The following is a 25,515-nucleotide window of genomic DNA, read 5'->3' as shown; positions in this document are numbered from 1 at the left end:
CTACTTCGCGTCCTTGACCTTGTTCACCGACTTGCTGAAGAACGAGTCGAACTCGCCCCGATCGGGATCGCCGCCGAGCTTGGTGCCCTGCACGGCCACGGTGTAGCCGCGCAGCGAGGCGACACCGAAGAGCACCTTCTGCTGCACCGGGAAGGAGTCGGTGCCCTTGGTCCGGGTGCCGTCGATGACGATCTCGAAGGTGGCCTTCTGCTTGTCCGAGGCCACCTCCTTCGTCTTCGCGCGCACCTTGACGACGCCGCCCTTGGGATCGTTGGCCTCGATGGTGACATCGGAGCACAGCTTGAGCAGACCCACCTTGAGGGTGTCCACATCGGCGGCCTTGGGAACCAGCGATTCACTCAGCGATTTGCGGTCCTGATCGTGCACGCCGGCGACGGTGTTGGCGTCGGTGCCCCCGCCGTTCTTCGCCGCGGTGAGCACGTTCTTGCACTCCGGCGGGTTCACCTTGGCCGAGGCCACGAGAGTCAGCGGATCGGCCCCGAGCTCGTTGGCGAGGCGCTGCTGCGGCGAGGGCACCACCCAGTAGCCGCCCGGGAAGTCCTTCTGCTCGAGCAGCAGCTCGGAAGCGGGGGTGGTGGGTGTGGTCTGCGCATCGGGCTCGGCGGCGGCGATGCCGCCGGTGAGACCGACGATCAGGGCACCGGTGGCGGCCACGGCCGCCGCCCGGCGCACAGCGGGCTTGTGGAAGTCAGTCGTCGCGTTCATCGCTTCACCTATCTGTTCTGATCGCCCGGGCGTTAGCACCGAGTGATCGTGGTCACCCTGCGGCTCGTGAGGTTCCGCGGTTGCGGAGCGCGATCACGCCGAGCGCGGCGACGGCCACCACGATCTCGGCCGCCGCGAAGACGATCATCAAGGTCATCCACGGCTCCATCGAAGCCATGCCGCCCATCTCCATGCCACCCATGTCCATACCGGCCATAGCGTGATCCATCGACATCCCCGAGCCGTGGCCCATCGCCGACATGAGCACGGGATGCAGCGCGATCATGATCACGCCCATCGCCGCGGTCCGCACCCAGGCGCTCACCGTCGGGTTGCGGAACAGGCACACGGAGCAGTGCGCGCAGCCGATGAGCATCGCGGCCACGATGATCGACACCACCCAGCTCTTATCGCCGAGCATCGGGAGGTGCACCAGCGACGTGGCCAGCGCGACGGCGGCGCCCACCCATCCCCAGATCCGCAGGGATCGCGAGGAGGTGGTGGCGTCGGCCGGCGCGTGGTTCACGCGCCCGATCCTACCTGCGGCGACGCCCCGGCCGAAACCGTACGTCGTGTGCCGCGGACGGCGGTCAGGCGTCGGGCAAGCGGCGGGGGGCGGCGGAGCGGCGCAGCGCGGGAGCCACCGGACGCCCGCGCAGATGCCCCTCGACGGTGCCGTCGACGACGGCCCGACCGTAGGCGACGAGGGCTTCCTCGATCGCGTCGACGGTGTGATCGACATCGGCCTCGGTGTGCGCGGCGGAGTTCACCAGGGACTGAGCCAGCACCCCGTTCTCGAGCAATCCCTGCAGGAACAGGGTGCGATAGGCCTGTGACGGTGCACCCTCGGCGTCGCGGGTGACGAACACCTGACACGAAGGCCGTCCGATCACCTGGACGTAGTCGGCGAGCCCGGCCCCCGCGATCACCTCGGTGGCCGCCCGCTCGAGCCGGCGGCCGGCGGCCTCCATGGCGCCGATCGGATCGGACTCGGCGTACTCGGCGACCACAGCGCGGAAGGCCGCCAGACCGGCGGTTTCCGGGCCGTGCGTGGTGGACAGGAGGAAGACGCGGTCGCGATCGGTGTTCAGCCCGCCCAGTTCCATGTACTCGCGCCGGCCGGCGAGCGCGGCCATAGGCAATCCATTGCCCATGGCCTTACCCCAACAGGACAGATCGGGAATCACACCGTACAGCCCCTGCGCACCGTGCTCGGACCACCGGAATCCGGTGATCATCTCGTCGAAGACCAACAGGGCTCCGTTCCGGTCGCACAGCGTCCGGACGCGTTCGAGGAAACCGTCCACGGGCTCGGCCGTGGCGGTCGCCGCCTCCAGGAAGACGCAGGCGATGCGGCCGGGGTTCTCGTCGAACAGGCGCTGCAGGGAACCGGGATCGTTGTACTGGAATCGCAGAGTCTTCGCGGGTACCTCGGCGGGGATGCCCGCGTTCATGGCAGTGGTACCGATGAACCAGTCGTCGACGGAGAAGAACGGGTGATCGCACGCGGCCACCAGGTCGCGCCCGGTGGCGGCCCGGGCCAGCCGTACCGCGGCGGTCGTGGCATCGGAACCGTTCTTGGCGAACTTGACCATATCGGCGCCGGGCACCAGGGCGAGGAAGTCCTCGGCGGCGTCCACCTCCAGTGCGGTGGGACGGCTGAAGTTGGTGCCGTGGGCGATCGCGTCGGTGACCGCGGCCACGACGCGCGGATGCGCATGGCCCAGGGTGACGGCCCGCAGCCCCATTCCGTATTCGACGTACTCGTTACCGTCGACGTCCTGCACGCGCGCACCGAGGCCGCCGGTCAGGATCGGTGCCATGTTCTCGGGGTACTGGTCGGAGGCGCGCGCGTAGGTGTGGGCGCCGCCGGGCACGAGCTGGTGCAGACGCGCCTGTAGTCGGTTCGATTCGGTGAAATCGCGCGGGGGCGGGCCGTCGTCGGGCTCGAGCGCGACCGGTGATGTGACGACCGTGCTCGGGTCGACCACCAGTCGGTCGGAGAGTGCCGGATAGCCCGCGACCAGCTCGTCGCGCAGGTCGGGCAGGGTGAGCAACACCGGGCCGGTGCCTGCCGCCACGACCTCGGGCGCGACGATGGGGATGTCGGTGCCGGGCATGCGACGGCCCTGTTTACCGGGACTGGCATCGGCGACGGCGGACAGCACGGCACGGTTCAGACCGGCGAGCGCGAACAACGCCACCGCCCGCGAGGCGGCTCCGTAGGCGGCCGGCCGCCGGCCGGCGGCCGTCTCGTCGTGCGCCCAGGCCCGGAGCGCGGCCGCCTGCCGGAGCGCTGCCCGGCCGAGGGTGCCCACCACCGCGGGGTCACGCAGCCCGGCGCGCTCCTCCTCGTCGAGCAGGCGGAACACGGTGTCGTCCGGTGCCACACTGCCTTCAACGACGGCGAGCATCACGGTCCCGCCATACAGATCGAACTCCCAGGCACCGGCGACGCTGAGACCGGCACCTGCCAGGAGCCCGCTCAGCGCATGCAGGGAGTAGTACGCGAAGTGCCCGTGCCGCAGCGCGTTCCATTGCTCCCCGGCGACGATGGCGCCCAATGCGTGGTATTGGAGCAGGAGCACCCCACCCGGTGCCAGTGCGGCGGCGCGGCGCGCGAACGCCGCCTTCTGATCGGGCTCGTGCATCACGCCGAAACAGTCCACCACCACATCCGCGGGGCCTTCGGTGGGCTGAAGACCGCGCTCGGCGAGCAGCGGCAGCCAGGTGCCACCGTGCGGACTGCCGAACTCACGCACCGTCTTTCCATTGAGCCAGCCGGCGGACGCAGCGCGGGCCACGGCATCGGCGGCCTGATCTTTGAGAGCCTGCGGTTCCACTCCGCGCGGCTCGTCGGTCACCGTGTCGTCGGCGGCGAGCTGCGCTAGGCCGCAAGCTCCGCACAGATCCATCGCCAACGGGTGCGCCGATTCCTCCTGTGTGACAGGGGACTCCGCGGGCGGAAAGTGGTCGGCGGCGGGCACCGCGCCCAGATCGAGCACCCGGTGAAGATCGCCGCTCCCGCAGCCCCGGCATGCCATGGCTAGACCGGGCGCATCGTGTCGTCGAGCGTACCGGCCTCCTGGCGCGACTTGAGGTGCGCGAGACGGGTGTAGCGCTCGAAGAAGGCCTCCGAGGTCAGCCCCCGGGCCGTGTACTCGCGGTACAGTTCTGCCGCACCATCGGCCACGGTCCACTGCGCTTCGAAACCGAGTCCGTCTCGGGCACGGGAGAAGTCGACCCGGTACGAACGCGGATCGGCCCCGGACTCGCCGGTGATGTTGAGCGTGGACCCGGGCACGGCGTCGATCACCGACTGCGCGATCTCGGCGACCGTGACGTTGTTGACCTCGGTGCCGATGTTGTACGCCTGGCACGAGATCTTCTCCACCGGCGCGGTCAGACAGGTGGCGAACGCGCGTGCGATGTCCTGGGCGTGCACCAGTGGTCGCCACGGGGTGCCGTCGGAGAGCACCTTCACCTCGCCGGTGAGGGTGGCGTAGCCGACCAGGTTGTTGAGCACGATGTCCGCGCGCAGCCGCGGGGAGAATCCGAAGGCGGTGGCGTTGCGCAGGAAGACGGGCGCGAATCCGGAGTCGGCGATCGCCGCAGCATCGTCCTCGACCCGCACCTTGCTCTCGGCGTACGGGGTGAGCGGACGGAGCGGAGCATCTTCGTCGACCAGACCGTCGCCCGCGGCGCCGTATACCGAACACGTGGAGGCATAGAGGAATCGCGCGACACCGGCCTGCTTTGCCAGGCGGGCCAGCCGCGACGACGCATGGTGGTTGATGTCATAGGTGATCTGCGGATCGAGGGCTCCGAGCGGATCGTTCGACAGCGCGGCGAGGTGGATCACGGCGTCGAAACCGGCGAGCTGCTCCTCGGTCACGTCACGCAGGTCGACGGCGATGTCCGGCGGCTCCGGCGGCGTCGCACCCAGCGTGCAGTCGGCGAACAGGCCGGAATCGAGGCCCACCACATCGTGACCCTCCGCCTGCAGCAGAGGCACCATGACCGTGCCCAGATACCCCTGGTGGCCGGTAACCAGAACCTTCATCGAAATCCTCCGAACTCCACGATCGCCTTCTCCAGCATGAATCCCTCGGCATAGGGTGCGCGACATTGGATCCCGCGCAGTCGGGCCAGGCCGAGGAAGGACTCGTCATCGAACCAGTCGTGCGCCGTCTGCGACGGGTAGCACTCGGTGAGCAGCCGCGCTTTGGTCATCGCGGCGTACACGGTGAGCGGATTGAACACCGTCGGACGCGGTGTATCGGTCTCCCACTTGAGGATCTCGTACCCGAGCGTCAGATGGTCGCGGAACTCCGTCGGCACCATCTCGGCCAGCTGCCGATGATCCTGGTGCGCATCGCCGCGGTGCGGCGCGAACACCACATCCGGGTCGGTCGAACGACGGAACTCGCTGAGCGCCTGCTTCTCCCGCTCCCAGTACGCGGGCGACCTACCGTCCGGCAGATCCAAGACCGTGATTCGCAGGTCGGCGCCGGGAGCGAACGCCGCCAGCGCGGCGCGTTCCTCGGCCTCGCGCGGGGTCCCGCCGCCGCTACCGACGAAAGCGCGCACGCGGACACCCGGATTCGCCTCGGCGATCTGCAGCAGCGTACCGCCCATACCGATCGCGATATCGTCGCAGTGGGCACCGAGCACCGCGACCTCGCGCACCGCCCCGGGCGAGAGTCCGATCACGAGTGGCCGTTCTCCCACAGCATCCACGGGCGATGTCCCTGGGCGTAGCCGGCGTCGAGCTCGGCGCGCTCCTTGAAGGTGTCCGCCGGTTTCCAGAAGCCGCGATGGCGGTAGCCGATCAGCCGGTTCTCCTTCAGCAGCGCTCCGCACGCGTCGGCCACCAGATCGCCGCCCTCCGGGAGATGGTCGAAAACTTCCTGGGTGAGCACGAAGTAGCCGCCGTTCTCCCAGATCGGGAACTCGGAGACCGGGGTGATACCGGTGACCTTGTCGTCACCGTCCACATCGACGCAGTGGAAGGAGGACTGCGGCGGCACCAACAGCATCGATGCCGCGGCGCCCTCGGCCTTGACCTTGTCGATGATGGTGTTCATCGGGGCGTCGCTGAGGACGTCGGCGTAGTTCGCGAGGAAGTACTCGTCGCCGTCGAGGAACGGCCGCGCGCGCCGCAGACGTTCGCCGATCGCCGATTCGAGGCCGGTGTCGACGAAGTTGATGGTCCAGTCCGACAGGTCGGTGGACAGCAACTCCACCTCGCCGCCGCGGATGACGAAGTCGTTCGACGCCGTCTCGCGGTAGTTGAGGAAGTAGTCCTTGATGTGCCCTGCGCCGTAGCCCAGGCACAGGATGAACTCGGTGTGGCCGAAGTGCGCGTAGTAGCGCATCACGTGCCAGATCAGGGGCCGCGGACCGACCATTTGCATCGGCTTGGGCACCGTATCGTCGGCACCGCCCCGCATTCGCATGCCGTACCCGCCGCAGAACAGAACGACCTTCATGGTGTGCTCCTTCTCAGCCGACGCGCGCGGGCAGGTCGGCGGAATGCAGGGTGGGAAGGGGATAGACGAGTTCGGCGCCCCATTCGGCGACGTGAGCGAGCTGGGCGGTGATCTCGGCTTCGAGGTTCCACGGCAGGACGACGATCACGTCCGGCCGGTCCTCGTCGATCCGCTCCGGCGCGTGGATCGGGATGCGGCTGCCCGGGGTGTACCGGCCGTGCTTGTACGGGTTCCGGTCGACGGTGTACTCGAGCAGGTCGGCGCGCACGCCGCAGTAGTTGAGCAGGGTGTTGCCCTTGCCGGGAGCGCCGTAGCCCACCACGCGCTTGCCCTCGGCCTTGCGGTCGAGCAGGAAGCGCAGCAGGTCCTGCCGGGTGGCGTCGGCGCGCGCCTGCAGGCCGGTGTAGCCGGAGACTTCGTGCAGCCCGGCCTCGGCCTCGAGCGCGAGCACCTCGGCGACGCGCGGCGACGGGGTGGCGCCGGCCTCGACGGGGCGGGCCCACACCCGGATGGATCCGCCGTGGGTGGGGATGAGCTCCACGTCGACCACGTCGAGCCCGGCGGTGGCCAGGGCGCGCTGCGCCGAGTACACGGTGTAGTAGCTGAAGTGCTCGTGGTAGATGGTGTCGAACTGGCCCAGCTGCACGAGGTTCAGCGCGTGGTGCACCTCGATGCTGAGCCAACCGTCGTCGGCGAGCAGGGTCCGCAGCGAGCGGGTGAAGCCGAGCACATCGGGAACGTGTGCGTAGACGTTGTTGGCGGCGATCAGATCGGCTCTGCCGTGTTCGGCCACCACCTGAGCAGCGGTCTCCTCGTTGAGGAAGGCGGTGAGCGTGGGCACGCCCTTGTCGCGGGCCGCCGCGCCGACGTTCACCGAGGGCTCGATGCCCAGGCAGGGGATGCCGCGGGCGACGGCGTGCTGCAGCAGGTAGCCGTCGTTGCTGGCCACCTCCACCAGGAAGCTGTCGGGGCCGAGTTCGAGCCGGTCGGCCGCCTCATCGACGAAGCGCTTCGCGTGCGCCACCCAGCTGTCGCTGAATGAGGAGAAGTAGGCGTACTCGGAGAACGTCTCCTCCGGCAGGATCAACGCCGGGATCTGCAACAGCAGGCAGTCCTCGCACAACCGTAGGTGCAATGGGTAGGTCGGTTCCGGCAGGTCCAGCTCATCGGCCTGGAGGAACTTCTCGCACGGCGGGGTGGCACCGAGGTCCACCACACTGCGCAGGCGATCGGAACCACACACACTGCAGGTCATTGACGGTCCAGCTCTTCCGCTCGATGATGAGTGCGATCTCGATGTCTGCCGCATCTCGGTTACGTGCAAAATGCTATCGCACACAGTGTGATGGGCAAACTCGGATGCCCCCCGTGACCCGTGCGATTCCGGCCGCCGCGCGATGATCAGGGCGGTGGCGCGGCGAGCTCGCCCTCGCGAACCCGCGACAGCCGATAGACGACGCCGGCGAGGGCCAGCAGGATCCAGGTCAAGTACCAAATCTGCCCGAAGCCAGAGGTGTCGAGAATCAGGCAGATGACGATCAGCGCCGCCGCGGATCCGCTGATGCCGCCGGCTAGCTCGGCCAGCGCATCATCCTTCGACTGCGAAGCGCGCACGGCGAGATACAGGGTGACAACGAGTGCCATGCACAAGCTCAGCAGGCCAAAGATTCCCGCTTCCATCAGCCTGGACAGGTATTGGTTGTCGAGCACGGGCTGTTTCAGGGTCGGGTATGCGCCGACGCCCTGGCCCAACCAGAAGTTGTCGGCGAGATTCTCCGCCACGAAGTTCCGCCCGACCTCCCGGGACTGCAACGACGGATCCTTCGATGAGCCGGCGAAGGTCTCAATCAGGGCTGTCACCAACGTCAATTGGCCGACCACACCGACGACCACCACGGCCGTAGCGGTTCCGAGAATCGCCGCGAGCCGCTGCACCGGCCAGCGCCAGCACATCACCGCGATCGCAGCGAGGCCACCCGCAACTGCCGACCGGGATACGGTTGCCAGATCGGCGGTCAGAATGATCACAGTGCATGCCAGCCACAGGCGAACCACTCTCGGGTCCGCCGCCCGCCTCTTTGCGTTGAAGTACAGAGCCAACGCGAGCGGCGCGAGCACCGTGAGAACCGCGCCGAGTTCCAGCGGATGCCCGGCACTACCCTGCGGCCGAGTGACGCCGGCGCGATCAAGGCTCTCGATGAGGACGTAATCGCTCCCCTTGGTAAGCCCGGGAATCCGGAACTGCGCCGCAATGTCGATGCCTGTACTCGAGTCCAACAACGCGAACAGCGCGCTCACCGTGCCGCCGAGCACGAGCCCACCGAGCATCACGCGCAGGGCGTGTTGGGTGCGGAGCACGGTGAGAGTCAGCAGTACAGTGCCGGCAAGCATCAGGTCCGTAAGGACATACCGATCGACAGCGCTCTGCGAGATCGGCAGAATTCCGCGAGCAGCTGCCGCGGCATACGAGATGAACGACGCGCAGACGTAACCCAGCACGGCGGCGATCACCGCCCAATCTCGCACCAGACGGGTGTGACCGGTGAGTACCGTCGCGAACCAGAGAAGGGCGCCGCCCATGAACAGTGTCTGGGCGAGGCTGTAGCCGAACGTACCGGGGACCGTAAGAACCTGTCGCATACTGAGCAGGAAGAAGCCGGCGACGCCGAGGAACAGCGCTCCCGGCGCAGCGATCCGGTTCAGCCCCAATCGCTCCACGCCCTCGCGGGATACTTCGAATCCGCGCCCGAGAACACCCAGCCTGCCGGAACGACGGCGACCTGCCCGAGGCGACATCACGCCGTTCACGCGGCCGTCCGTTCGTGCACGGCATCCCGCAGTGAGCCATTTCCGCCAGCGGTGCGTCGCGCGCGCGTATCCGCGCGCGAGGCATGCAAAGCGAGAATCGCGGCAACGCCCAGCATCGCCGCAATCGCATACCCCAGCGCCGCACGAAAAGCGTTCCCGAAGACGGGAACTCCGGGGTCCGGTTCCACGACGACGCGGAGATCGGCATACGTGCGGTCGCGTAGCCCAGCATCACGCTGCAACGAGACCAGTCGTTCCCGCATCAGCGCGATCAGGCCCATGGCCGCCTCACGCGCTACCCATTTGTTCGGCGCTCGCACCGACAGGGTGATCTGCGCGGACAACTTCGTACTCTGCTCCGTCGCTCCCATGAAGCCGCGCACGGCGTATTCCGGGGAGGCACCGGCTTTCGCGACGACGGCCCGGCCTTCAGGCCCGAGAGCGATGCTCGCGAGCACATTGGCGAACTGCGCGGTGTCGTTGATCCGGTAGAACGGATTGTCCCGCGGCACTGGGCTGCCGGCGCCCGGCGGGATCACGAGCACCGTGCCCGACGTCTCGTACTGCTGGGTGGTGGTCTTCGAGCCGATCATCGCGCCGACGACTGCGACGACGACGAACAGGATCAACGTCAGCCACCTGCGGAGCAGTACCCGACGGCGCCCCGACGGCGCTCTGCTCTCGTTCTCGAAGGCAGCGCCGTGATCACGGACCGCGCCGGGCCGGTCCTGCGTCGCGGCGGTCACGCCCGAGGCCGGGCCGGATCGTCACGGTTCGCCGGCCGGGCCCACCGCACCTGCGGCGGCACCCGTCGCGACGATCGCACCGGCGTGCGATCGTCGCCTGGCGGCTCGGGGAGCGGCTCCTCCGCTGTCGCCCAATCCTCGCTGAGCGCGCGCTGAGGCCGGAGGGGCCGTTCGGTCGGGGCTATCTGGCGCGGGCGAGGTGGGCGCGGCGGCGCCTCGGTGATGGGGAACGTCGCCTGCGCTCCGGCCTCTTCATCCGCCACCGCGTTCTCGCCGACACTGTCGCCATCCTGCGGGCCCGAGGTACTGACGGGGACCGGCGCCACCTCACCGTGGGCCGGTCGTCGGCGAATCAGCTGTTTCGCGGAGACCGCGACCAGGATCAGGACGGTCACCAATCCCATCGCGCCCATCGCGTACGACGCTGCATCGCGGGCCGACGCCGCAGGGATTTCGGCGCCCAGCGGAGGCTCCACTGAGACGCGCAGGTCGGCGAAGGTCCCGGGCACCGTCACACCGGCGTCGACCTGGAGGCGCCGCAGTTTGTCCCGCATGACCGTGATCAACTCGCGAGCGCCGCGCTGCGCGGTCTCGGCGTCGGGACCGCTGACCACGAAGGTGATCTGCGGGGAGAGCTGGGTCGATCGGGAGGAGTCGCCCGCCATCGTCGAGACGGTGTAGCCGGTCTGCGCCCCGGTCGCGGCCACGCGCTCCTGCGCCTCCGGCGCCTGTGCGGCCAAGGCCACCACGTTCGCCAGCTGCGCGATCCCCTCGCCCAGGTTGGCGAAGGGGTTCTTTCCCGGATCGGTGGCCCCGGCCCCGGGGGGGATCACGAGAACCGAGCCCGTGCTCTCGTAGTGCGTCGTGGCCGAATTCCAGCCCACGACTCCTGCTCCCGTGCCGACCACCAACAACAAGATGAGCACGACGGGCTTGAGAAGGACGGTACGGACGAACCCTGCTACATTCACGATCCGTTACTTCCTTTGCTCAAACACAGGTCTTGCCCTGCCTACCGTGCGCCGCTTGCGTGGTGCAACTGCAACCATTCACGCTCTATTATGGGGTAATGCACGAGGATCTTCGCAATCGCGACAGCGGCACATCGCCGTCATTCGTTGCGATCACGCAGGTAGACGAAGGTTCATACACGATGAATTTGCTTTCTCCCGCCCGGAGGCGAGCGCTATTGGCTCCGCTCCGGAACAAGCGACAGCCGCTCGCTCCCTCCGGCGGTACTCCGATCCCGTGCAGCGCTGCACCGCGGGAGTACACGCGGTGACCGCACTCACCCAGCGGATGTTGGTCGCCGGCACCGTGATCACCCGGTTGTCGCACGCCGAGGCCCTCGACCTGGTCGAACGACGGGCCGCGGCTCCCGGTCGACGGCCTCTGGGCCTATGCTCGGCCAACCTCGACCACTTCCACCACTTCCGCCCCGGCCGCAACCACCTGGGTTCGGCAGTCGATTGGGTCACCCTCGCCGACGGAGCGCCCGTCGTGCGCCGTGGGGAGCGGCTCACCGGGGAGCGCTGGCCGCGCGTGACCGGCGCCGATCTCCTGCCCGATGTCATCGCAGTGTGCGCGGAGCACGGCTTCCGGATCGGGTTCGTCGGAGGCACGCCCGAGGCGCATCGGGCGCTCGACGCCACGCTACGCAGCACCCACCCGGGGTTGGCCATCGCCGGCTACTGGGCGCCCGAGCGGGACGAGCTCGAAGACCCCGCCGCCAACGCCCGGCTCGTCGCCGAGCTGCGCACCGCCGGAGTGACCGTACTCGTGGTGGGGCTGGGTAAGCCGCGCCAAGAGCAATGGATCGATACGTGGGGCGCGGAAACCGGCGCAGGAGTCCTGCTGCCGTTCGGTGCCGCCGCTGACTTCATCGCCGGCACCGTCGACCGCGCACCCGAGGCCTGGCAACGGGCCGACCTCGAGTGGCTGTACCGGCTCAAGCAGGAGCCGCGTCGGCTGGCGCGCCGCTATCTGATCCAAGGCCCGCCGGCACTGCTGCGCTTGCGCGGAGCCCGATTGGTCACATCCGACGCAACATCCGCGCGAGGTGATCGACCATGATCGCCGAGGTGAATTGCTCGCGGGCGCGCTTGGCCGCCGCTCGCCCCATCTCGATCCGCATACCGTCGTCGCTGAGCAGCGACTCGATCGCCCCGGCCATCGCGGCGCAGTCGCCGGCCGGAACCGTGAGGCCGGTGACGCCGTGCTCGACGTAGTCGTCGACGCCGGGGTTATCCGTCACCACGATCGGGCGTCCGCTGGCCATCGCTTCCAGCACCACGGTCAGTCCGGACCCGGTCACCGTGGGATGCAGCGCGACCGCCACGACGCTCGCGCGGCGGTACAGTTCACGGATGCGCCCGTTGAGCCGTTCGGTATGCACGGTGACGAGCCCGTCCGGCGCGTCGAAGGGCAACGCGGACGCCAGTTCCAGGCGAGTCTCGGGGCGGTTCCGGCGTACGGCGGCGACGGCACCGATCAGAGTCGCGTGATCGCGGAACCGGTCCTCACCCGCGCTCATCACCAGTCCGGGGGTCTCGGGCAGGGGCTGCTCACCGTAGAACTCGGTATCGATGCCCAGCGGAACGAATTGCAGCCGGGACGCGGGCACACCCCATTCGGCGCCGATCACGGGCAGCACCGCCGAACATTGCGCCCACACCGCACCCGCCCGCGGCAGCGCACGCGCGGCGAGCGCTCCGTGTACACCTCCCGCCACGGCACGGCGATTCAACCATCCGATCCCTGCGGCGACGGGGGTGCGGCCGGTCAGCAGGGCGGGTACCGCGGTGCGTTCGTCGTAGGCGAGGACGGCATCCGCTTCTCCGATGCGCCCGCCCGACGTGAAGGCCTCGACGAACTCGTAGCCTCCGGTGCGGTGACGCACGGAACGAGCCACCCGTGCGGCCGCGCGGCCGACCCGGCCGGCACCGAAGTCCGCCGATGCGAACCGCACGCTCATATCGTGTCGGTCCAGCCGATGGAGGCCGTACGGTGACCGATCCGGGACCTCTCCCGCGGCGTGACGACGGGCCCAGTCCTGCTCCGACAGACCCCCGGCCAGCGGCACCGTCACCCGCACCTGAACCTCCGCTCGACCTCATCCCGGAATCGGGAGTGCCCGACTATTCGATTGCAACAGAGGTTAGCGGTAGTGAGTCCGGTACCGCGCAGGGACGGGCCTCATCGGGCCGTATCGCCCGCGCCTTCGGTGTGCAGATGGTGGCACGCGTCGTCGGGCTGATGGCTTCGATCGTCACGATGGCACTCACCAGTCGCCATCTCGGTCTCACCTCGTACGGCCACCTCCAGGCGGCGATCGCTTTCGTCGGGTTGTGGACCAGCTTCACCGAGTTGGGCATCGGCGCCGTGATCGTGCGGCGGGTGACGTCGGGACTGGCGGACCTGTCGCAGCTGGTCCGGGTGAGCGTGGGACTGTCCATCGCCTACTGCGTCCCGCTCGGGGCGCTGACCCTGTTCATGGGGTGGGGGATCTACTCCAGCCAGGGCAGCGAGGTGGTGGCGATGATCGCCATCGTCGCCGTCAGCCTGATCCTCACCACTCTGAGCAGCTGTTTTCAACCGATCTTCATGACCAACGTGCAGTTCGGCGCGGTGGCGGCGTCGGACGTGGTCGGGCGCGTGCTCTCGCTGGCCGGAACCGTCTGGTTGATCTCGATCGACGCACCGCTCGTGTGGTTCGCCGCTGTGCAGATCGTGCCGCCGCTGGTGGCCCTCGTGATCCAGGCGATCGCGGCACGCCGGCTGGTGGAGATCTCCCCCGTGTTCTCCGTCGGCGAGAGCTGGCATCTGATCCGGGAGAGCCTGCCGCAGACCGGCGTGTTGATCATCGCCGCGTTGTACTGGCGCTCGGACGCCTTCCTGCTCAGTATTCTCAGCACGCCGCAGCAACTCGGTGCCTACAGCCTGGCCTACGGCATCGCCTTCAACGCCACGGTGATCTCGGCGACGTACCTCGCATCGGCGCTGTCGACCATGACCAACCTGTGGGCTACCGACCGCGACGAGTTCGCGCGATTCACGGTGCGCAGCATGCAGGCGATGCTCTTCCTCGGTACTCCGATGGTGGCGATCGGCCTGACTCTCGCACCCGGGATCATCCACCTGATCAGCGACTCCGAGTTCGTCGAGATCGGGAGCGTGGCACTGGGTCTGCTGTTCATCGCCGTGGCGCTGCGCTTCGTCAACGCCGTGCTCAGTCAGGCGCTGTTCGCGGCCCACGACCAGGTCTTCCTCCTGCGCCTGAACGTGGTGAACCTGATCGGCAACATCGTGCTGAACGTCATCCTCATCCCACCCTTCGGCGCGGCGGGCGCAGGTATCGCGCTGATCGCCAGCGAAACCGTCGGGCTCCTGGTCGCGACGTGGCGACTGACCCGTCGCAGCCCCTACCGCACCCCCTGGCGGTTCTGCCTGCACCTGCTCGTCCCGCTCGGCGCGACGGTCGGCGTATGCCTGGCACTCGACGACGTTCTGCCGGTGCTCGTCACGGCGATGATCGCGGGCGTGGTCTTCCTGGCGGTGAATCTGGCACTCGGGCCCGTGCACGCTTCCGCCATTCGCGAGCTGCTGGCGCGGGGTGGCGAACCCGACGCCCGTGACGACGAATCCAGCAAGGCCCCGCCGACCTCATCAGAGCCGACCTCGTCAGAAGGGAACACCCGGTGACCCGCGACGCCGAACGCGCCTACCTCCCGGGTGGCCTCCAGTCCGGCCCACCGCCGGCCGCCCCGACGCCCCGCACCCCGGCGGTGTTGATCGTGGCCTACCGCAACCCCGCCGATCTGCGGGCATGCCTGCGGTCCGTCGGCGAGCACCTGCCGGACCTTCCGGTGCTGGTGTGGGACAACTCCGTTCCCGCCGAACCCGAGATGGCGAGTCTCGCCGCGGAGTTCCCGGACGTCCGCTGGTACTCGACCGGCGAGAACCTGGGATTCGCGGCGGGCGTCAACCGGTTGGCCGAAGCGGCACCCGATCACGATCTCCTGCTTCTCAATCCGGACGCCGTGCTCCGCGACGACCTCGCCCGGACCCGGGCCGCGCTCGGCACGGCCGGCGTGGCGGCCGCCGCGCCCGGTGTCCGCGACCCGGACGACCACGACGGTCTGCGCCGGCCGTGGGACGTGGCGCACCGGCCACGCGGCCTGGTTCGGAGCCTGGTCTCCCATGCCGGTTACGCCGAGCGACTGCGCGGCACACCGCTCTCGGATCTGTACTCGACACGACCCGATTCGGTATCCGGCTATCTGACCGGTGCGTGCCTGGCGATCTCCCGCGACGCCTGGAACGCGCTCGGACCGTTCGACGAGGAGTACTTCCTCTACGGCGAGGAGTCCGACTGGCAGACGCGGGCCACCGATGCAGGCTGGCGCCTGGTACTGACCGAGGATCCGGGAGTCGATCACACCGGCCACGGCACCGTCCGCAACGACCGTTCGGCAAGCAGGCGCTCCGCAGACCTGTTGCGCGCCAATGTCGCTCTGAACCTCGAACACGCAGCCGGGCCGCGCGTGGCCGGCGCCTTCCTGGTGGGGCATTCCGCGCTCGACCGGGTGCAACGATCGAAACGGCGCCCACGCACGCGGGCGACGACACCGTCGATCGTGATCACCACCAACCGCCTGGTGTTCGGCGGTGCCGAGCGTCAGCACGTGGTCCTCGCCTCCGAACTGGCCCGCCGCGGGCACGACGTGACGATCGCGTGTATGCAGCGATTCGGGCCACTGGTGCGCGAGATACCGCACGGAGTGCGGGTGGTGCGCCAACCGTGGTGGGCACCCGCGCTCGAACTGCCCGCGGGGCCACAGATCCTGATCAGCGGCGACACCAACACGGAGACCGGTTTCGCGACCCTGTGGCGAGCCGCCGGACGGAACCGGAAGTGGTTGGTGGCCGCGCATATTCCACCCGCGCTCGACGGACCCACCTACTCCACCGGACTGGCGGCCGCGATGCGCCGGGCGGATGGTTTCATCGCCCTCTCCGATCGCCATTGGACCGAGGCGACCGCCCATCAGGACTTGGGGTCGCGCCACTTCACCGCACCTAACGGTGTGGCCTCGGCGGCCTCGCTCGGCGGCGTCCCACCACGCCCCGCGGTCGGCGATCCGCCGCGCCTGGCGATGTTGTCCCGGATCGTCGAACACAAGAACCCGCACCTTCTGGTGGAGGCGCTCGCCGGCCTGCGCGAGATGCCCTGGGAGTTGTCGATCTACGGCGACGGTCCCGACCGCGCGCGCCTGGAAGAACTCACCCCGGACGATCTGCGTGACCGGGTGCACTGGCGCGGCTGGTCGCCCGGCCCCGATCACGCGCTCGCCGAGGCGGATCTGTTGTGCGTCCCGAGCCGGTCCGAGGCCTTCCCGCTGGTGATCCTCGAAGCGATGGCGCGCAAGGTGCCGGTGGTCGCATCGTCGGTGTGCGCAGTGCCGGACATGCTCGACCACGGCCGGGCCGGGGCGCTGGTCGACGACGTCTCGGTTACCGGGTGGCGCGATGCGCTCGCGGCCCTGCTCGAACGCCCTGAGGAATGGGCGGCACTCGGGGAGAACGGATTCGACCGGATGCGAGAGCGGTACACGATCGAGGCGATGGCCGACGCGTACGAGGCCGCTTTCGCCGGGGTCGCACCGTGAGCGGCCGGCGCCTGCTGTGGCTCTCCCCGTGGATGCGTCCACTGGCCCGGGTCTACTGCGAGGCGCTTGAGGACCGGGGCTGGGAGGTAGTGCTGGTTACCTCCGACCAGCACCCCGAATCCGATGCCGCCCGGCCGTACGAGTGGGTGCTGAATCCACGGCCGAAGACACCCTCCACCTGGGCGCCGTTCGCCCGCCGCCTGCGCGACGCGCGTCGGTTCGCCCCGCACGTCGTGGTCACCGAGCTGGTGCGTGACCCGCGGTGGATCGCCCTCGCCGGCAGCGCCCCCCGCGTCCGGCTCGTGCACGACGACCGCCCGCACGACGCCGCGGAGGAGGTACCCCGATGGGAACGCGCGCTGTTCGATCGCTGGAACGGGTCCGCAGCGGCCACGGTGGCGTTCAGCGAGTACGTGCGGGCCGAGATCGGCGCGGACGCTCTGGCACCGCTGACCAGTGATCTCGCCGAAATGCTCGTGCCGCCGATGGTTCCGGCCACGGAGCGACGCGATTTCGTGGCCGTAGGCCGGCTCAACGGCTACAAGAACCTGGACGTCACGCTCGACGCCTGGGAACGGCACGCCACCGGGCCCGGTTGGCGTGGAGACGAACTCGTATTGATCGGCGACGGTGATGCCCCGCTGCGGGCGGCGCCGCACGTGCGCCGGGTGCCGGGCGCGTATTCCTACGCCGATGTGATCGGCCCCCTCGCTGCCGCGAAGGGATCGGTGGCGCACTACCGCCGGGCCACGCAGAGCGGGGTCCAAGTGCTGGCGATGCAGCTCGGGGTGACCCCCATCGTCTCCGACCGGGGTGCGCTGCCCGAGTTCCAGCCGCCGGGCGAAGCGGCCATCGGGGTGGACGACGTCGCGGGTCTTGCGGCCGCGTTCGACGCGCTCGCCGATCCGGAGGCCGCGGCACGCCGGGGCGCCGTCGCTCGGGCGCACTACCTCGCGAGGTACGGCGCCGACGAATCCGCCGCACGGCTCGAGGAGATGCTCAGCCGCGTCGCACGGATCTGACGCCGGCCAGCTCGGACCACACGGATTCCAGTCGCCAATACCAGATTTCGAGGTCGAACTCCTGCGCTCGCTCGCGGGCGGCGGTGGCGAGCGCCGCCGTCGCCGCCCGGTCGTCGACCAGCGCGGTGAGCGCCGCGGCGAGCGCCGCCGGATCGCCGGGCGGCACCAGGAGACCGTCGATGCCGTCGGAGACGGCGTCGGGGATGCCGCCCACGGGCGTGGTCAGCGGCGCCAGGCCCGCGGCCATCGCCTCCAACAGTGCCATGGGCAGGCCCTCGTGATGGCTGGGCAGCGCGAAGACGTGGCTCGCGGCCAGCAGCCGATCCCGTCCGGCGGCGTCGATCCACCCGGTCACCGTCACCGCCTCGCCCAATCCGGCGGCGGCGACGGCCGCCCGGACCTCGTCGACCTCGCCGTCGCCGGCGAGGGTGAGGTGCAGCCGGTTCAGCGTGTCGGGCGGCAGCGCGGCGAGGGCGCTGACGAGACCGTAGGTCCCTTTGCGTTCACCGAGCCTACCGAGCGAGACCACCTGCAGCACTGTGGTTTCGGCGGGATCGGGAGCGGCGGTCGCCGCAGCGGGAACCGGATTGTGCAGCACCTGGACGCGGTCGGCCGGCAGGTGGAGCGCGGCGCGGTACTCCGCGGCGAGCCCGGTGCTCAGGACCAGCCACCGGTCGGCGGGGAGCGCGGCGCGCACCACGGCCCGCGCGGGTGCGGGAAGGCCGGCCAACCAGCCGCCGAAATCGAAGCTGTGGCCGTGTATCACCGCGGGGACACCGCGGAGGCGAGCCGCCCACAGCGGGAGCGCCTTACGGATCACACTGCCGCCGTGCGAGAGGTGCACGTGCAGCACGTCGACCCGCCCGGCCAGCACCAGTACCGCCGCGCGGAGCATGCCGACGACGCCGACGCGGATCCGCTCGACCGGGCCGGCGTCGACGAAGGTGGGTACCACGGTGATCGCGGCATGGGGATGCGCGGCCATGTGACCCATCACGGTCGCCATACCGCCGCGGCTGTGCGGCCCCGGTGGGGCGGGACCCACGAGAAGGACGCGCAGCGGCTCGGACACGATCATCACCTGAGGCACCGGCGACTGGCGGGACGCACCCTCATCGCCCCCCGAACACCTCGCGCAGCGAGGGTGCCGCCTCGTCCTTCGCCGATCGGACGTAGGTGAGCGGTGTCCCGTCGCGCCCCTCGGTGGGCCAGTCGATCGCGAGATCGGGGTCGAAGGCGTCGAGTTCACGATCCACGTCCGGTGCGTACTCCACCGAGCACAGGTACATCACCGTCGATCGGTCCTCCAGCGACAGGATCGCGTGGCCCAGGCCGGCGGGCAGGTACACGGCGCGGCGGTCCACATCGTCGAGCAATACCGTGTCCCAGGTACCGAAGGTCGGGGAATCGCGGCGCAGGTCCACCACGACGTCGAGGAAGGCGCCGCGCACGCAGGTCACGTACTTCGCCTGCCCCGGCGGGGTGAGCGTGTAGTGCACGCCGCGCAGTACTCCCGCGGCCGAGACCGAGCAGTTCGCCTGCTGCAGCTCCGGCATGGGCGCACCGGTGGCCTCTTCGAACTCAGAGGCCTTGAACCACTCCAGGAACCGGCCCCGGTCGTCTCCGAACTGCTGCGGCGTGAACTCGAACGCACCCGGAACCGTCAACCCTCGTGCCCGCATAGCCATCCGTCACACCCTTTCGTCGTTGCAATCCTACCGAGGGACCGTCACCGCCCGGAGCCACCGTGTTCCGGTGTCGGATGCTGCGCTGTCCGCGCGCGACCCTCCCGGCATGACGCCGCAGCGGGCACACTGGTTCGATGACCACGGCCCGAGGCGTCCTGTTGGTGGCGTCCCTGCTCGCAACCACCGCGCTGACCGTCGCGCTCGGGGTGACCGACGCGCAGGCACCGATGTCCTACCCCACCCGATTCCTGGTGTGGAACCTCTTCCTGGCCTGGATCCCGATGCTCTGTGCGCTCGGCTTCGCCACGGTCCGCGCCCGCGGCGCGCTGGTGCCGCTCGGGGTCGGCTGGCTCGCCTTCCTGCCCAACTCGCCGTATCTGGTGACCGACCTGGTGCACCTCGGTGAGGGCGCGAACATGTGGCGGCACGTGCTGCAGTACGGGTTCGCGGCCTGGACCGGCATCCTGCTCGGCGTGGTCTCGCTGCTGCTGGTGCACCGCCGGCTGGAGCGGGAGTTCGGAGCGCGCTGGGGATGGCTCGCGGTCGCGGTCTCGGTGGGCCTGTGCGCCATCGGTGTGGTGATCGGACGGTTCCAGCGCTGGAACTCGTGGGACCTGGTGACCCGGCCCGACGACGTGGTCGCCGCCACCCTGGGGTGGATCGGATCGCCCTTCTCGCACGTCGAATCGACCGGCGTCGCGCTCGCGGTAGCGGCCTTCTACGGGCTCGCGTACCTCACCGTCTGGTCGCTGACCCCCGCCGTGATCAGCCCCGTTCCGCGGCCAGAAGATTCAGCAGATACGCCCCGTACCCGGATTTGACCAGCGGTTCCGCGCGGGTGCGCAGTTCCTCGTCGGTGAGGAAACCGCGGCGCCAGGCCACCTCTTCCGGGACGCCGATCCGCAGGCCCTGCCGCTGCTCGATGGTGCGCACGTACGTACCGGCGTCGAGCAACGAGTCGACGGTGCCGGTGTCCAGCCATGCGGTGCCGCGCGGCAGCACCTGCACCTGGAGTGTGCCGCGTCGCAGGTACTCCAGGTTGACGTCGGTGATCTCCAGCTCGCCGCGCGCCGAGGGTCGCAGGCCCGCGGCGATCTCCACCACGTCGTTGTCGTAGAAGTACAGGCCCGGCACCGCGTAGTTCGACCGCGGTCGTTCGGGCTTCTCCACCAGGGAGAGCGCCTTCCCGGCGGCATCGAATTCGATCACGCCGTACCGCTCGGGATCGGAGACCCGGTACGCGAACACCGCGCCACCGTCGATCTCGGAGAACCTCTGGAGCTGCGAACCGAGACCGGGACCGTAGAAGATGTTGTCGCCGAGCACGAGTGCGGCGCGGTCGCCACCGATGTGCTGGCGCCCGATACGGAAGGCGCTCGCGAGACCATCGGGTTCGGGCTGCACCGCGTAGCTGATCGCGATACCGAACTGGCTGCCGTCGCCCAGCAACCGGGAGAAGGCCTCCCGGTCGTGCGGGGTCGTGATGACCAGTACGTCCGAGATCCCGGCAAGGATCAGCGTGGACAGCGGGTAGTAGATCATCGGCTTGTCGTAGACCGGGACCAGCTGCTTGCTCACCCCCAGCGTGATCGGGTGCAACCGGCTGCCGGTACCGCCCGCAAGAATGATTCCGCGCACTCAGCTGATCCTCTCCACGCCGTCGGTGACCGGCTCCGGGCCGGCTCCGCGGTGGGCCAGCTCGTCGATCCGGGTCAGATACTCGTCCATGGTGCCCCCGCGGGCCCGCGCAGCGCTGCGCAACCCCTCCCGGCGCGCCGGATCGTCGAGCAGCGCGTCCACGGCGGCGCGCAGCGCGGCGGGATCCCCGGGCGGCACCAGAACCGCCACCTCCTGGTCGAGGTAGCCCGCGAATCCCGAGACATCGGAGGCCACCACGGGCACACCCGCCTGACCGGCGTTCATCACGCGGATCTGCCCGATACTCGCGCCCGTCTCCGGTACCGGAATCACGTACACGGTGGCCTGGTTCACGACGGCCTGGTTCTCATCCGCCGAAATATCGTGCAGCACAGTGGCTGACGGTGGCGCAAGGCTCTGCACTGCGGCGAGGTCGGCTCCGGTGCACACCACCCGGACGTCCCAGTCGGCGCCGTCGGCCGCCCGCAGGAAGGTGTCCCAGTCGGTTCTGCGGCCCGAGGCCACGACCACCCGGCCCGCACGCAGCGCAGGCGCCGGCGTCTCGTCGAACCGGGCGGGCCACCGGACCACCTCGAAGCGGTCCGGGCCGACACCGTGCAGAGCGGCGTAGGCCGGAACCTCGGCATCGGTGAGGACCTGGGCCCGCAGCAGCGCACGCCGCAGCAGCAGCTTGCGCAACACGGTGAATCGCAGACGGCCGAACCGTCCCGAAGGCGGATGCACGATGTATTCGAGCAGCACCACACGCCGCCGCCCGAGCAGTCCGTACAGGGCCAGGCAGATCGCTGCGCCGGGGCTCGGATTCGTCGTCACGACCGCGTCGGCACGTAGTCCGGCCGCCGCCAGCAGCAGCCCGCGCAGCAGCCCACTGCGGGCTGCGGCGCTCCGCACCGGCCGCGGGAGCAGATCGTCGAGCGCGACCGCGCCGCGCAGGTGCGGTGCGTACCAGGAATCGGCGACGATCCGGTACACGGTGTCGCCCGGCGAGGAAGCGGTCATGCCACCATGTTTGCATGCGCATCGAGGCGACCGATCTTTCCGACGTGGTGTTGCTCGTCCCCGAGCCCCACCGCGACCAGCGCGGCCTGTTCACCCGGACCTTCGATGCCGAGGAGTTCGACGCGCACCTCGGCGTGCCGGGGGCGTCGGCGTCGTTCGTCCAGGATTCGCAATCGCGCTCGCACGGCGGTGTGGTGCGCGGTCTGCACGGCCGGTCCGGCCGGGGCGAAGCCAAGCTGGTGCGATGTGCGCACGGTGCCGTCCTCGACGTGCTCGTCGACATCCGGCCCGATTCACCGACGTTCGGGCGGCACGCCAGCTTCCGCTTGGACGACGAGAACTTCCACCACCTGTACGTGCCGCCCGGGTTCCTGCACGGGTTCCAGGCACTGACGCCCGTCGCCGACGTCTGCTACCGGATCGACCGCCCGCACGATCCGAATGAGGACCTCGGGGTTGTTTACAACGACCCCGATTTGGCTATTTCATGGCCGCTGCCTGTGACGGTCGTCTCATCTCGGGAAGCAGCGGCCGGGTCCTGGTCCGAGCTCCAGCACGGTCTGCGCTGATCAGAGATTCCCGTCCGGGAACGGACCCCTCCGGGCGCCTCACAATCCACTCTTATGCACAACGTAAGAGTATTCTCCTACGCGATTGCACACGGTATCGTGACGCGGGTATTCGAGCGGCCCACCCTGAGAGTCGGATAGGAGGTGCGCGCACGTATGACCGAACTGTCGTCCGAGACGTCCGGACCCCACGCTCATCGGGGTGTCACCACACACCCGACCCTGCCGCCTCATCCGCCCCGCACGAGCCCCACGGCACCGGCTTCCGATGTGCCCGCCGCACCCCCCGTGTCACCCGATACCGCGAGCCTGGCGGACACCGGCGCGGCGCCGGAACCGCCCGCCACGACCGGCTCCAGGAGCGTGCCGCGCGGCGCCGTCCTCACCGATGACATCGTCGTCGCCACCGTCGCCGCTGCCTCGGGTTCCGTCGCCGCGATCGCCGCCGGTGTACCCGCGGCCACGGCCGTCGCCGTGATCATCGCGATCCACGCCGTCTGGGTGGGGGCGCTGAGCTCGTCGCGCACCCTCGCCGTGCCACTACTGCGGCTCGGCTCGGCCGAGTTCCGGCACGTCCTCCGCGCGACCGCCGTGGTCTTCGGTATCACCGGCATCGTCGAGGCGTACCTGCACGTGCCGCTGCTACAGGCGGTCATCCGCGCATCGCTTCCCGTCGCGCTCGGCGGAGTACTGCTGTGCCGGATGCTGTGGGGCCGCCGCGTGCGCACCCAGACCGACCAGGAGTTCCGGACACCGACGCTCGTGGTGGGCAGCTTCTTCGCGACGCGGGCCACCGCGGCCGCCCTGCTGCGCGAGGGGCGGTCGGGCGCCGAGGTGGTGGGCGCGTGCCTGCCGGAGGGCGAATCCGAACTCTACGAGTCGATTCCGCTCGACGACGGGACCGCGATACCCGTGGTCGGGTCCGACCAGACCCTGCTCGCCGCGATCGACCGGACGGGGGCTCGCGCCGTCGCGCTCACCCCGACCGACACCCTGGGCCCCGGCGATCTGCGCAAGCTCATCTGGGAACTCGATGAGAAGCAGGTCGAGCTGGTCCTCGTGCCCGGCGTCGTCGACGTGGCCGGACATCGCGTGGTGTACCAATCCGTGAGCGGTATGCCGATGCTGTCGATCGCGCGGCCCCAGCACCGCCGGGCCGACAGCATGGCCAAGCGCACCTTCGACATCGTCTTCGCCACGATCGCCCTCCTGTTCACCTTTCCGGTCACCCTGGCCGTGGCGATCGCCGTCAAGATCGATTCCCGGGGCCCGCTGTTCTACAGCGCCGAGCGGGTGGGCGCCGGCGGGAAGACCTTCCACATGGTGAAGTTCCGCAGCATGGTCGACGGTGCCGACAGCTACCGGGACGCACTCGCCGACAAGGACATCGGTGCCGGCGTGCTGTTCAAGATCCCGGACGATCCCCGGGTCACGCGGATCGGTCGCATCGTGCGCCGCTACAGCATCGACGAGCTTCCACAGTTCATCAACGTCCTCAAGGGCGAGATGTCCGTGGTCGGACCGCGACCGGCACTCCCCGCCGAGGTCGCCCAGTATCCGCCCGTGATGCGGCGGCGGCACCTGGTCAAACCCGGAATCACCGGAGCCTGGCAGGTCAGCGGTCGCTCGGACCTGTCCTGGGACGAATCGGTCCGGCTCGACGTGGGTTACGTCGAGAACTGGTCGCTGTTCACCGACCTGTCGATCGTGGCTCGCACCGTGGGCACCGTGGTCGGATCGAGTGGCGCATACTGAACGGAATGTCGGCAACGCACTCCACCGGTCCCACTCGCCCTGAGCTCACCGCCGTCGCCGTCGGCGGCGCCGTGGGAGCGGCCGTCACCTATTCCGTTCAGCTGCATGGCGATGACACCGGTGCGGGCGCCGCGGCCGTGCCCCTGTTGACCATCGTTCTGGCCGGCGTGGGGTGCCTGCTGATGGGTGCACTCCTGGGCGGCGTGGGCGATCTCCTCCCCCGCACCGTCCGAGCCCTGCTCATCGGCACCGCGGGGGGAATCACTCCGCTGGCCACGTATGCGGCGGTGGGCCTCACGGTGCGTTCGGGTACCGCCAGCGCGGTGTTTCTCATCGGCACTCCGCTCGTCGCACTGGTCGCCGGGACGGGTGGATACTTCGCGGCTTCCCTGGTGACCCGTCGCGGCGCGGCCCAGCACTCGGAGCCCGGGGAGACGCCCGCATGATCAATCCCCTCCTCGCCGCGCTCGGCGGCGCCTTCGGTGCTGCGATCGGCTACCGGACCGCGCGGCTCGCGCCGGAGAATCGCGCCACCGCATTGCTGCTGGTGACCGCCGCGGCGTCCCTGGTACTCGGGGCGATCGCCCGCGCCGGGGCGATCGCGCACGGGTCGCCGGCGGGCGCCTTCCTCATCGGACTGTGCGGAACAGCGGTGTCCTTCGCCGCGCTGGCGTGGTGCCTGGTGCGGGCCGAGCGCCCCGTGCGGGCCGTCCTGGCGGTCGCGATCATCGTCGGCATGTCGGTGGCCGCGGCCATGCTCGGCTATCTGGCATCCGATCTGCTCGGACTCGCCTCCGTGAAGCTGCCCAAGGTCGGTTAGCAGCCGCCCTGGACCATCGCCTTCGCCATGGCGAAGCTCTGGTAGAGGTAAATCAGCTCCCAGTCGGCGGGGCCGAAGGCGTACTCGCGGGGGACGGCGCGCATCACCGTCTCGCCCGCGAAGCAGTTGCCGAAGATGTACCGCGACCGCGGCAGGTGGTAGCGCCAGCTGACCACGATCACCTTCTTCCACCCGCGCTCTCGCGCCAGCCGTTCGGTGAACAGGGCCTCGCCGCGGGTGGTGGACGGGTCGGGCACCTCGCAGAGCACCTCGATGCCGTCGACCCGCCGGTCGCACAGCGGGGCCATCACGTGGTCGTCCGGCTCGTAGGGGTTGGAGAGTACGAGGGTCGGGGCGTAGCCCTCCTTGGCCAGCTGCAGCCCGTACTGCTCGCGGCCGTCGTGCTCACCGCCGAGCACGACCACGGCATCGACCCGCTCCAGCGGATCCTGCTTCGCCTGGCCGAAGACGGGGTAGCCGACCGCGGCGACGGCACCCAGGAACACGACCACGAGCACGGCCGTGCTCCAGATCGCTATCTTGACCTTCGACACGGCCGCAAG

Annotated in this window: 25 protein-coding genes and 1 pseudogene; 9 read left to right on the top strand and 17 right to left on the bottom strand. The window is 69.5% G+C overall.

From position 1 onward, the window contains the following. The 11 genes and pseudogenes from TPAU_RS00380 to TPAU_RS00330 form a co-directional block, all read right to left on the bottom strand. Complete coding sequence (locus TPAU_RS00380; protein ID WP_013124782.1) at positions 1-726, bottom strand: hypothetical protein; 726 nt, start codon at positions 724-726, stop codon at positions 1-3. 52 nt (positions 727-778) lie between these two features. Beyond that, positions 779-1,252, bottom strand: a complete 474-nt coding sequence (locus tag TPAU_RS21645) for a hypothetical protein (protein ID WP_013124781.1) — start codon at positions 1,250-1,252, stop codon at positions 779-781. 64 nt (positions 1,253-1,316) lie between these two features. Beyond that, positions 1,317-2,717, bottom strand: coding sequence for a glutamate-1-semialdehyde 2,1-aminomutase (locus tag TPAU_RS23330; RefSeq protein ID WP_425358573.1), 1,401 nt, complete (start codon positions 2,715-2,717; stop codon positions 1,317-1,319). 51 nt (positions 2,718-2,768) lie between these two features. Beyond that, positions 2,769-3,770: pseudogene (locus TPAU_RS23325) on the bottom strand (class I SAM-dependent methyltransferase); the annotation flags it as partial. A gap of 2 nt (positions 3,771-3,772) precedes the next feature. Continuing rightward, positions 3,773-4,789 carry an NAD-dependent epimerase/dehydratase family protein gene (locus TPAU_RS00360; RefSeq protein ID WP_013124779.1) on the bottom strand — a complete coding sequence of 339 codons (1,017 nt, stop codon included), beginning with the start codon at positions 4,787-4,789 and terminating at the stop codon, positions 3,773-3,775. Next, positions 4,786-5,439 (bottom strand): PIG-L deacetylase family protein, encoded by a 654-nt coding sequence (locus TPAU_RS00355; protein WP_013124778.1) that lies wholly within the window; start codon positions 5,437-5,439, stop codon positions 4,786-4,788. The genes TPAU_RS00360 and TPAU_RS00355 overlap by 4 nt, the downstream gene beginning before the upstream one ends. Further along, on the bottom strand, positions 5,436-6,218 hold the full coding sequence (locus TPAU_RS00350) for a glycosyltransferase family protein (protein ID WP_013124777.1): 783 nt from the start codon (positions 6,216-6,218) through the stop codon (positions 5,436-5,438). The genes TPAU_RS00355 and TPAU_RS00350 overlap by 4 nt, the downstream gene beginning before the upstream one ends. A gap of 13 nt (positions 6,219-6,231) precedes the next feature. Next, the gene (locus tag TPAU_RS00345) at positions 6,232-7,473 is read right to left on the bottom strand and encodes a class I SAM-dependent methyltransferase (RefSeq protein ID WP_013124776.1); all 1,242 of its coding nucleotides are present in this window, start codon (positions 7,471-7,473) and stop codon (positions 6,232-6,234) included. A gap of 146 nt (positions 7,474-7,619) precedes the next feature. After that, complete coding sequence (locus TPAU_RS00340; protein ID WP_115329730.1) at positions 7,620-9,026, bottom strand: O-antigen ligase family protein; 1,407 nt, start codon at positions 9,024-9,026, stop codon at positions 7,620-7,622. Beyond that, positions 9,023-9,772 (bottom strand): hypothetical protein, encoded by a 750-nt coding sequence (locus TPAU_RS00335; RefSeq protein ID WP_013124774.1) that lies wholly within the window; start codon positions 9,770-9,772, stop codon positions 9,023-9,025. Before TPAU_RS00335 ends, TPAU_RS00340 begins: the two co-directional genes overlap by 4 nt. Beyond that, a complete protein-coding gene (locus TPAU_RS00330; protein ID WP_013124773.1) occupies positions 9,769-10,743 on the bottom strand; it encodes a hypothetical protein in 975 nt (324 codons plus the stop codon). The genes TPAU_RS00335 and TPAU_RS00330 overlap by 4 nt, the downstream gene beginning before the upstream one ends. A 277-nt stretch (positions 10,744-11,020) precedes the next feature. On the opposite strand from TPAU_RS00330, the gene TPAU_RS00325 reads away from it, so the two are divergent. Next, positions 11,021-11,845 carry a WecB/TagA/CpsF family glycosyltransferase gene (locus TPAU_RS00325; RefSeq protein ID WP_049825730.1) on the top strand — a complete coding sequence of 275 codons (825 nt, stop codon included), beginning with the start codon at positions 11,021-11,023 and terminating at the stop codon, positions 11,843-11,845. Here TPAU_RS00325 and TPAU_RS00320 read toward each other — a convergent pair. Next, positions 11,805-12,860 (bottom strand): glycosyltransferase family 4 protein, encoded by a 1,056-nt coding sequence (locus TPAU_RS00320; protein WP_245537821.1) that lies wholly within the window; start codon positions 12,858-12,860, stop codon positions 11,805-11,807. The two genes, TPAU_RS00325 and TPAU_RS00320, sit on opposite strands and share 41 nt — an antisense overlap. Positions 12,861-12,901: 41 nt before the next feature. Between TPAU_RS00320 and TPAU_RS00315 the strand changes: the two genes are divergently transcribed. From TPAU_RS00315 to TPAU_RS00305, 3 genes are read left to right on the top strand one after another with little or no spacing between them, the layout of a single operon-like run. After that, the gene (locus TPAU_RS00315; RefSeq protein ID WP_013124770.1) at positions 12,902-14,473 is read left to right on the top strand and encodes an oligosaccharide flippase family protein; all 1,572 of its coding nucleotides are present in this window, start codon (positions 12,902-12,904) and stop codon (positions 14,471-14,473) included. Next, on the top strand, positions 14,470-16,440 hold the full coding sequence (locus tag TPAU_RS00310) for a glycosyltransferase (RefSeq protein WP_013124769.1): 1,971 nt from the start codon (positions 14,470-14,472) through the stop codon (positions 16,438-16,440). The genes TPAU_RS00315 and TPAU_RS00310 overlap by 4 nt, the downstream gene beginning before the upstream one ends. 11 nt (positions 16,441-16,451) lie before the next feature. Next, positions 16,452-17,462: a glycosyltransferase gene (locus TPAU_RS00305; protein ID WP_041944542.1), complete on the top strand. Its 1,011-nt coding sequence runs from the start codon at positions 16,452-16,454 to the stop codon at positions 17,460-17,462. Here the strand turns inward: TPAU_RS00305 and TPAU_RS00300 are convergent. Together TPAU_RS00300 and TPAU_RS00295 are read right to left on the bottom strand one after the other, a co-directional pair. Next, complete coding sequence (locus tag TPAU_RS00300) at positions 17,440-18,540, bottom strand: glycosyltransferase family 4 protein (RefSeq protein ID WP_013124767.1); 1,101 nt, start codon at positions 18,538-18,540, stop codon at positions 17,440-17,442. The genes TPAU_RS00305 and TPAU_RS00300 overlap by 23 nt on opposite strands. A gap of 34 nt (positions 18,541-18,574) precedes the next feature. Continuing rightward, a complete protein-coding gene (locus TPAU_RS00295) occupies positions 18,575-19,144 on the bottom strand; it encodes a dTDP-4-dehydrorhamnose 3,5-epimerase family protein (RefSeq protein ID WP_041944194.1) in 570 nt (189 codons plus the stop codon). Between the two features lie 140 nt (positions 19,145-19,284). Between TPAU_RS00295 and TPAU_RS00290 the strand changes: the two genes are divergently transcribed. Next, the gene (locus TPAU_RS00290) at positions 19,285-19,971 is read left to right on the top strand and encodes a DUF1361 domain-containing protein (RefSeq protein WP_013124765.1); all 687 of its coding nucleotides are present in this window, start codon (positions 19,285-19,287) and stop codon (positions 19,969-19,971) included. On the opposite strand, the gene rfbA is transcribed toward TPAU_RS00290, so the two are convergent. Beyond that, the gene (rfbA, locus tag TPAU_RS00285) at positions 19,916-20,788 is read right to left on the bottom strand and encodes a glucose-1-phosphate thymidylyltransferase RfbA (RefSeq protein ID WP_013124764.1); all 873 of its coding nucleotides are present in this window, start codon (positions 20,786-20,788) and stop codon (positions 19,916-19,918) included. The two genes, TPAU_RS00290 and rfbA, sit on opposite strands and share 56 nt — an antisense overlap. Continuing rightward, positions 20,789-21,808, bottom strand: coding sequence for a glycosyltransferase (locus TPAU_RS00280; RefSeq protein ID WP_013124763.1), 1,020 nt, complete (start codon positions 21,806-21,808; stop codon positions 20,789-20,791). It abuts the gene before it with no gap. Between the two features lie 14 nt (positions 21,809-21,822). Between TPAU_RS00280 and rfbC the strand changes: the two genes are divergently transcribed. The 4 genes from rfbC to TPAU_RS00260 all read left to right on the top strand — a co-directional run bounded on the left by rfbC (position 21,823) and on the right by TPAU_RS00260 (position 24,952). Continuing rightward, positions 21,823-22,377: a dTDP-4-dehydrorhamnose 3,5-epimerase gene (gene rfbC, locus TPAU_RS00275; protein ID WP_013124762.1), complete on the top strand. Its 555-nt coding sequence runs from the start codon at positions 21,823-21,825 to the stop codon at positions 22,375-22,377. A 270-nt stretch (positions 22,378-22,647) separates the two neighbouring features. Next, entirely contained in the window at positions 22,648-24,132 is a 1,485-nt protein-coding gene (locus TPAU_RS00270) for a sugar transferase (protein WP_160160285.1), read from the top strand. A 5-nt stretch (positions 24,133-24,137) separates the two neighbouring features. Next, a complete protein-coding gene (locus TPAU_RS21640; protein WP_013124760.1) occupies positions 24,138-24,578 on the top strand; it encodes a hypothetical protein in 441 nt (146 codons plus the stop codon). Next, entirely contained in the window at positions 24,575-24,952 is a 378-nt protein-coding gene (locus TPAU_RS00260) for a hypothetical protein (protein WP_013124759.1), read from the top strand. The genes TPAU_RS21640 and TPAU_RS00260 overlap by 4 nt, the downstream gene beginning before the upstream one ends. On the opposite strand, the gene TPAU_RS00255 is transcribed toward TPAU_RS00260, so the two are convergent. Continuing rightward, positions 24,949-25,506: a YdcF family protein gene (locus tag TPAU_RS00255; protein WP_013124758.1), complete on the bottom strand. Its 558-nt coding sequence runs from the start codon at positions 25,504-25,506 to the stop codon at positions 24,949-24,951. The genes TPAU_RS00260 and TPAU_RS00255 overlap by 4 nt on opposite strands. Between the last annotated feature and the right edge of the window lie 9 nt (positions 25,507-25,515).

Source organism: Tsukamurella paurometabola DSM 20162, from assembly GCF_000092225.1.
GTDB lineage: Bacteria > Actinomycetota > Actinomycetes > Mycobacteriales > Mycobacteriaceae > Tsukamurella > Tsukamurella paurometabola.
Note: the sequence above shows the minus strand (reverse complement) of the source record. Positions and strands in the feature narration are given on the sequence as shown.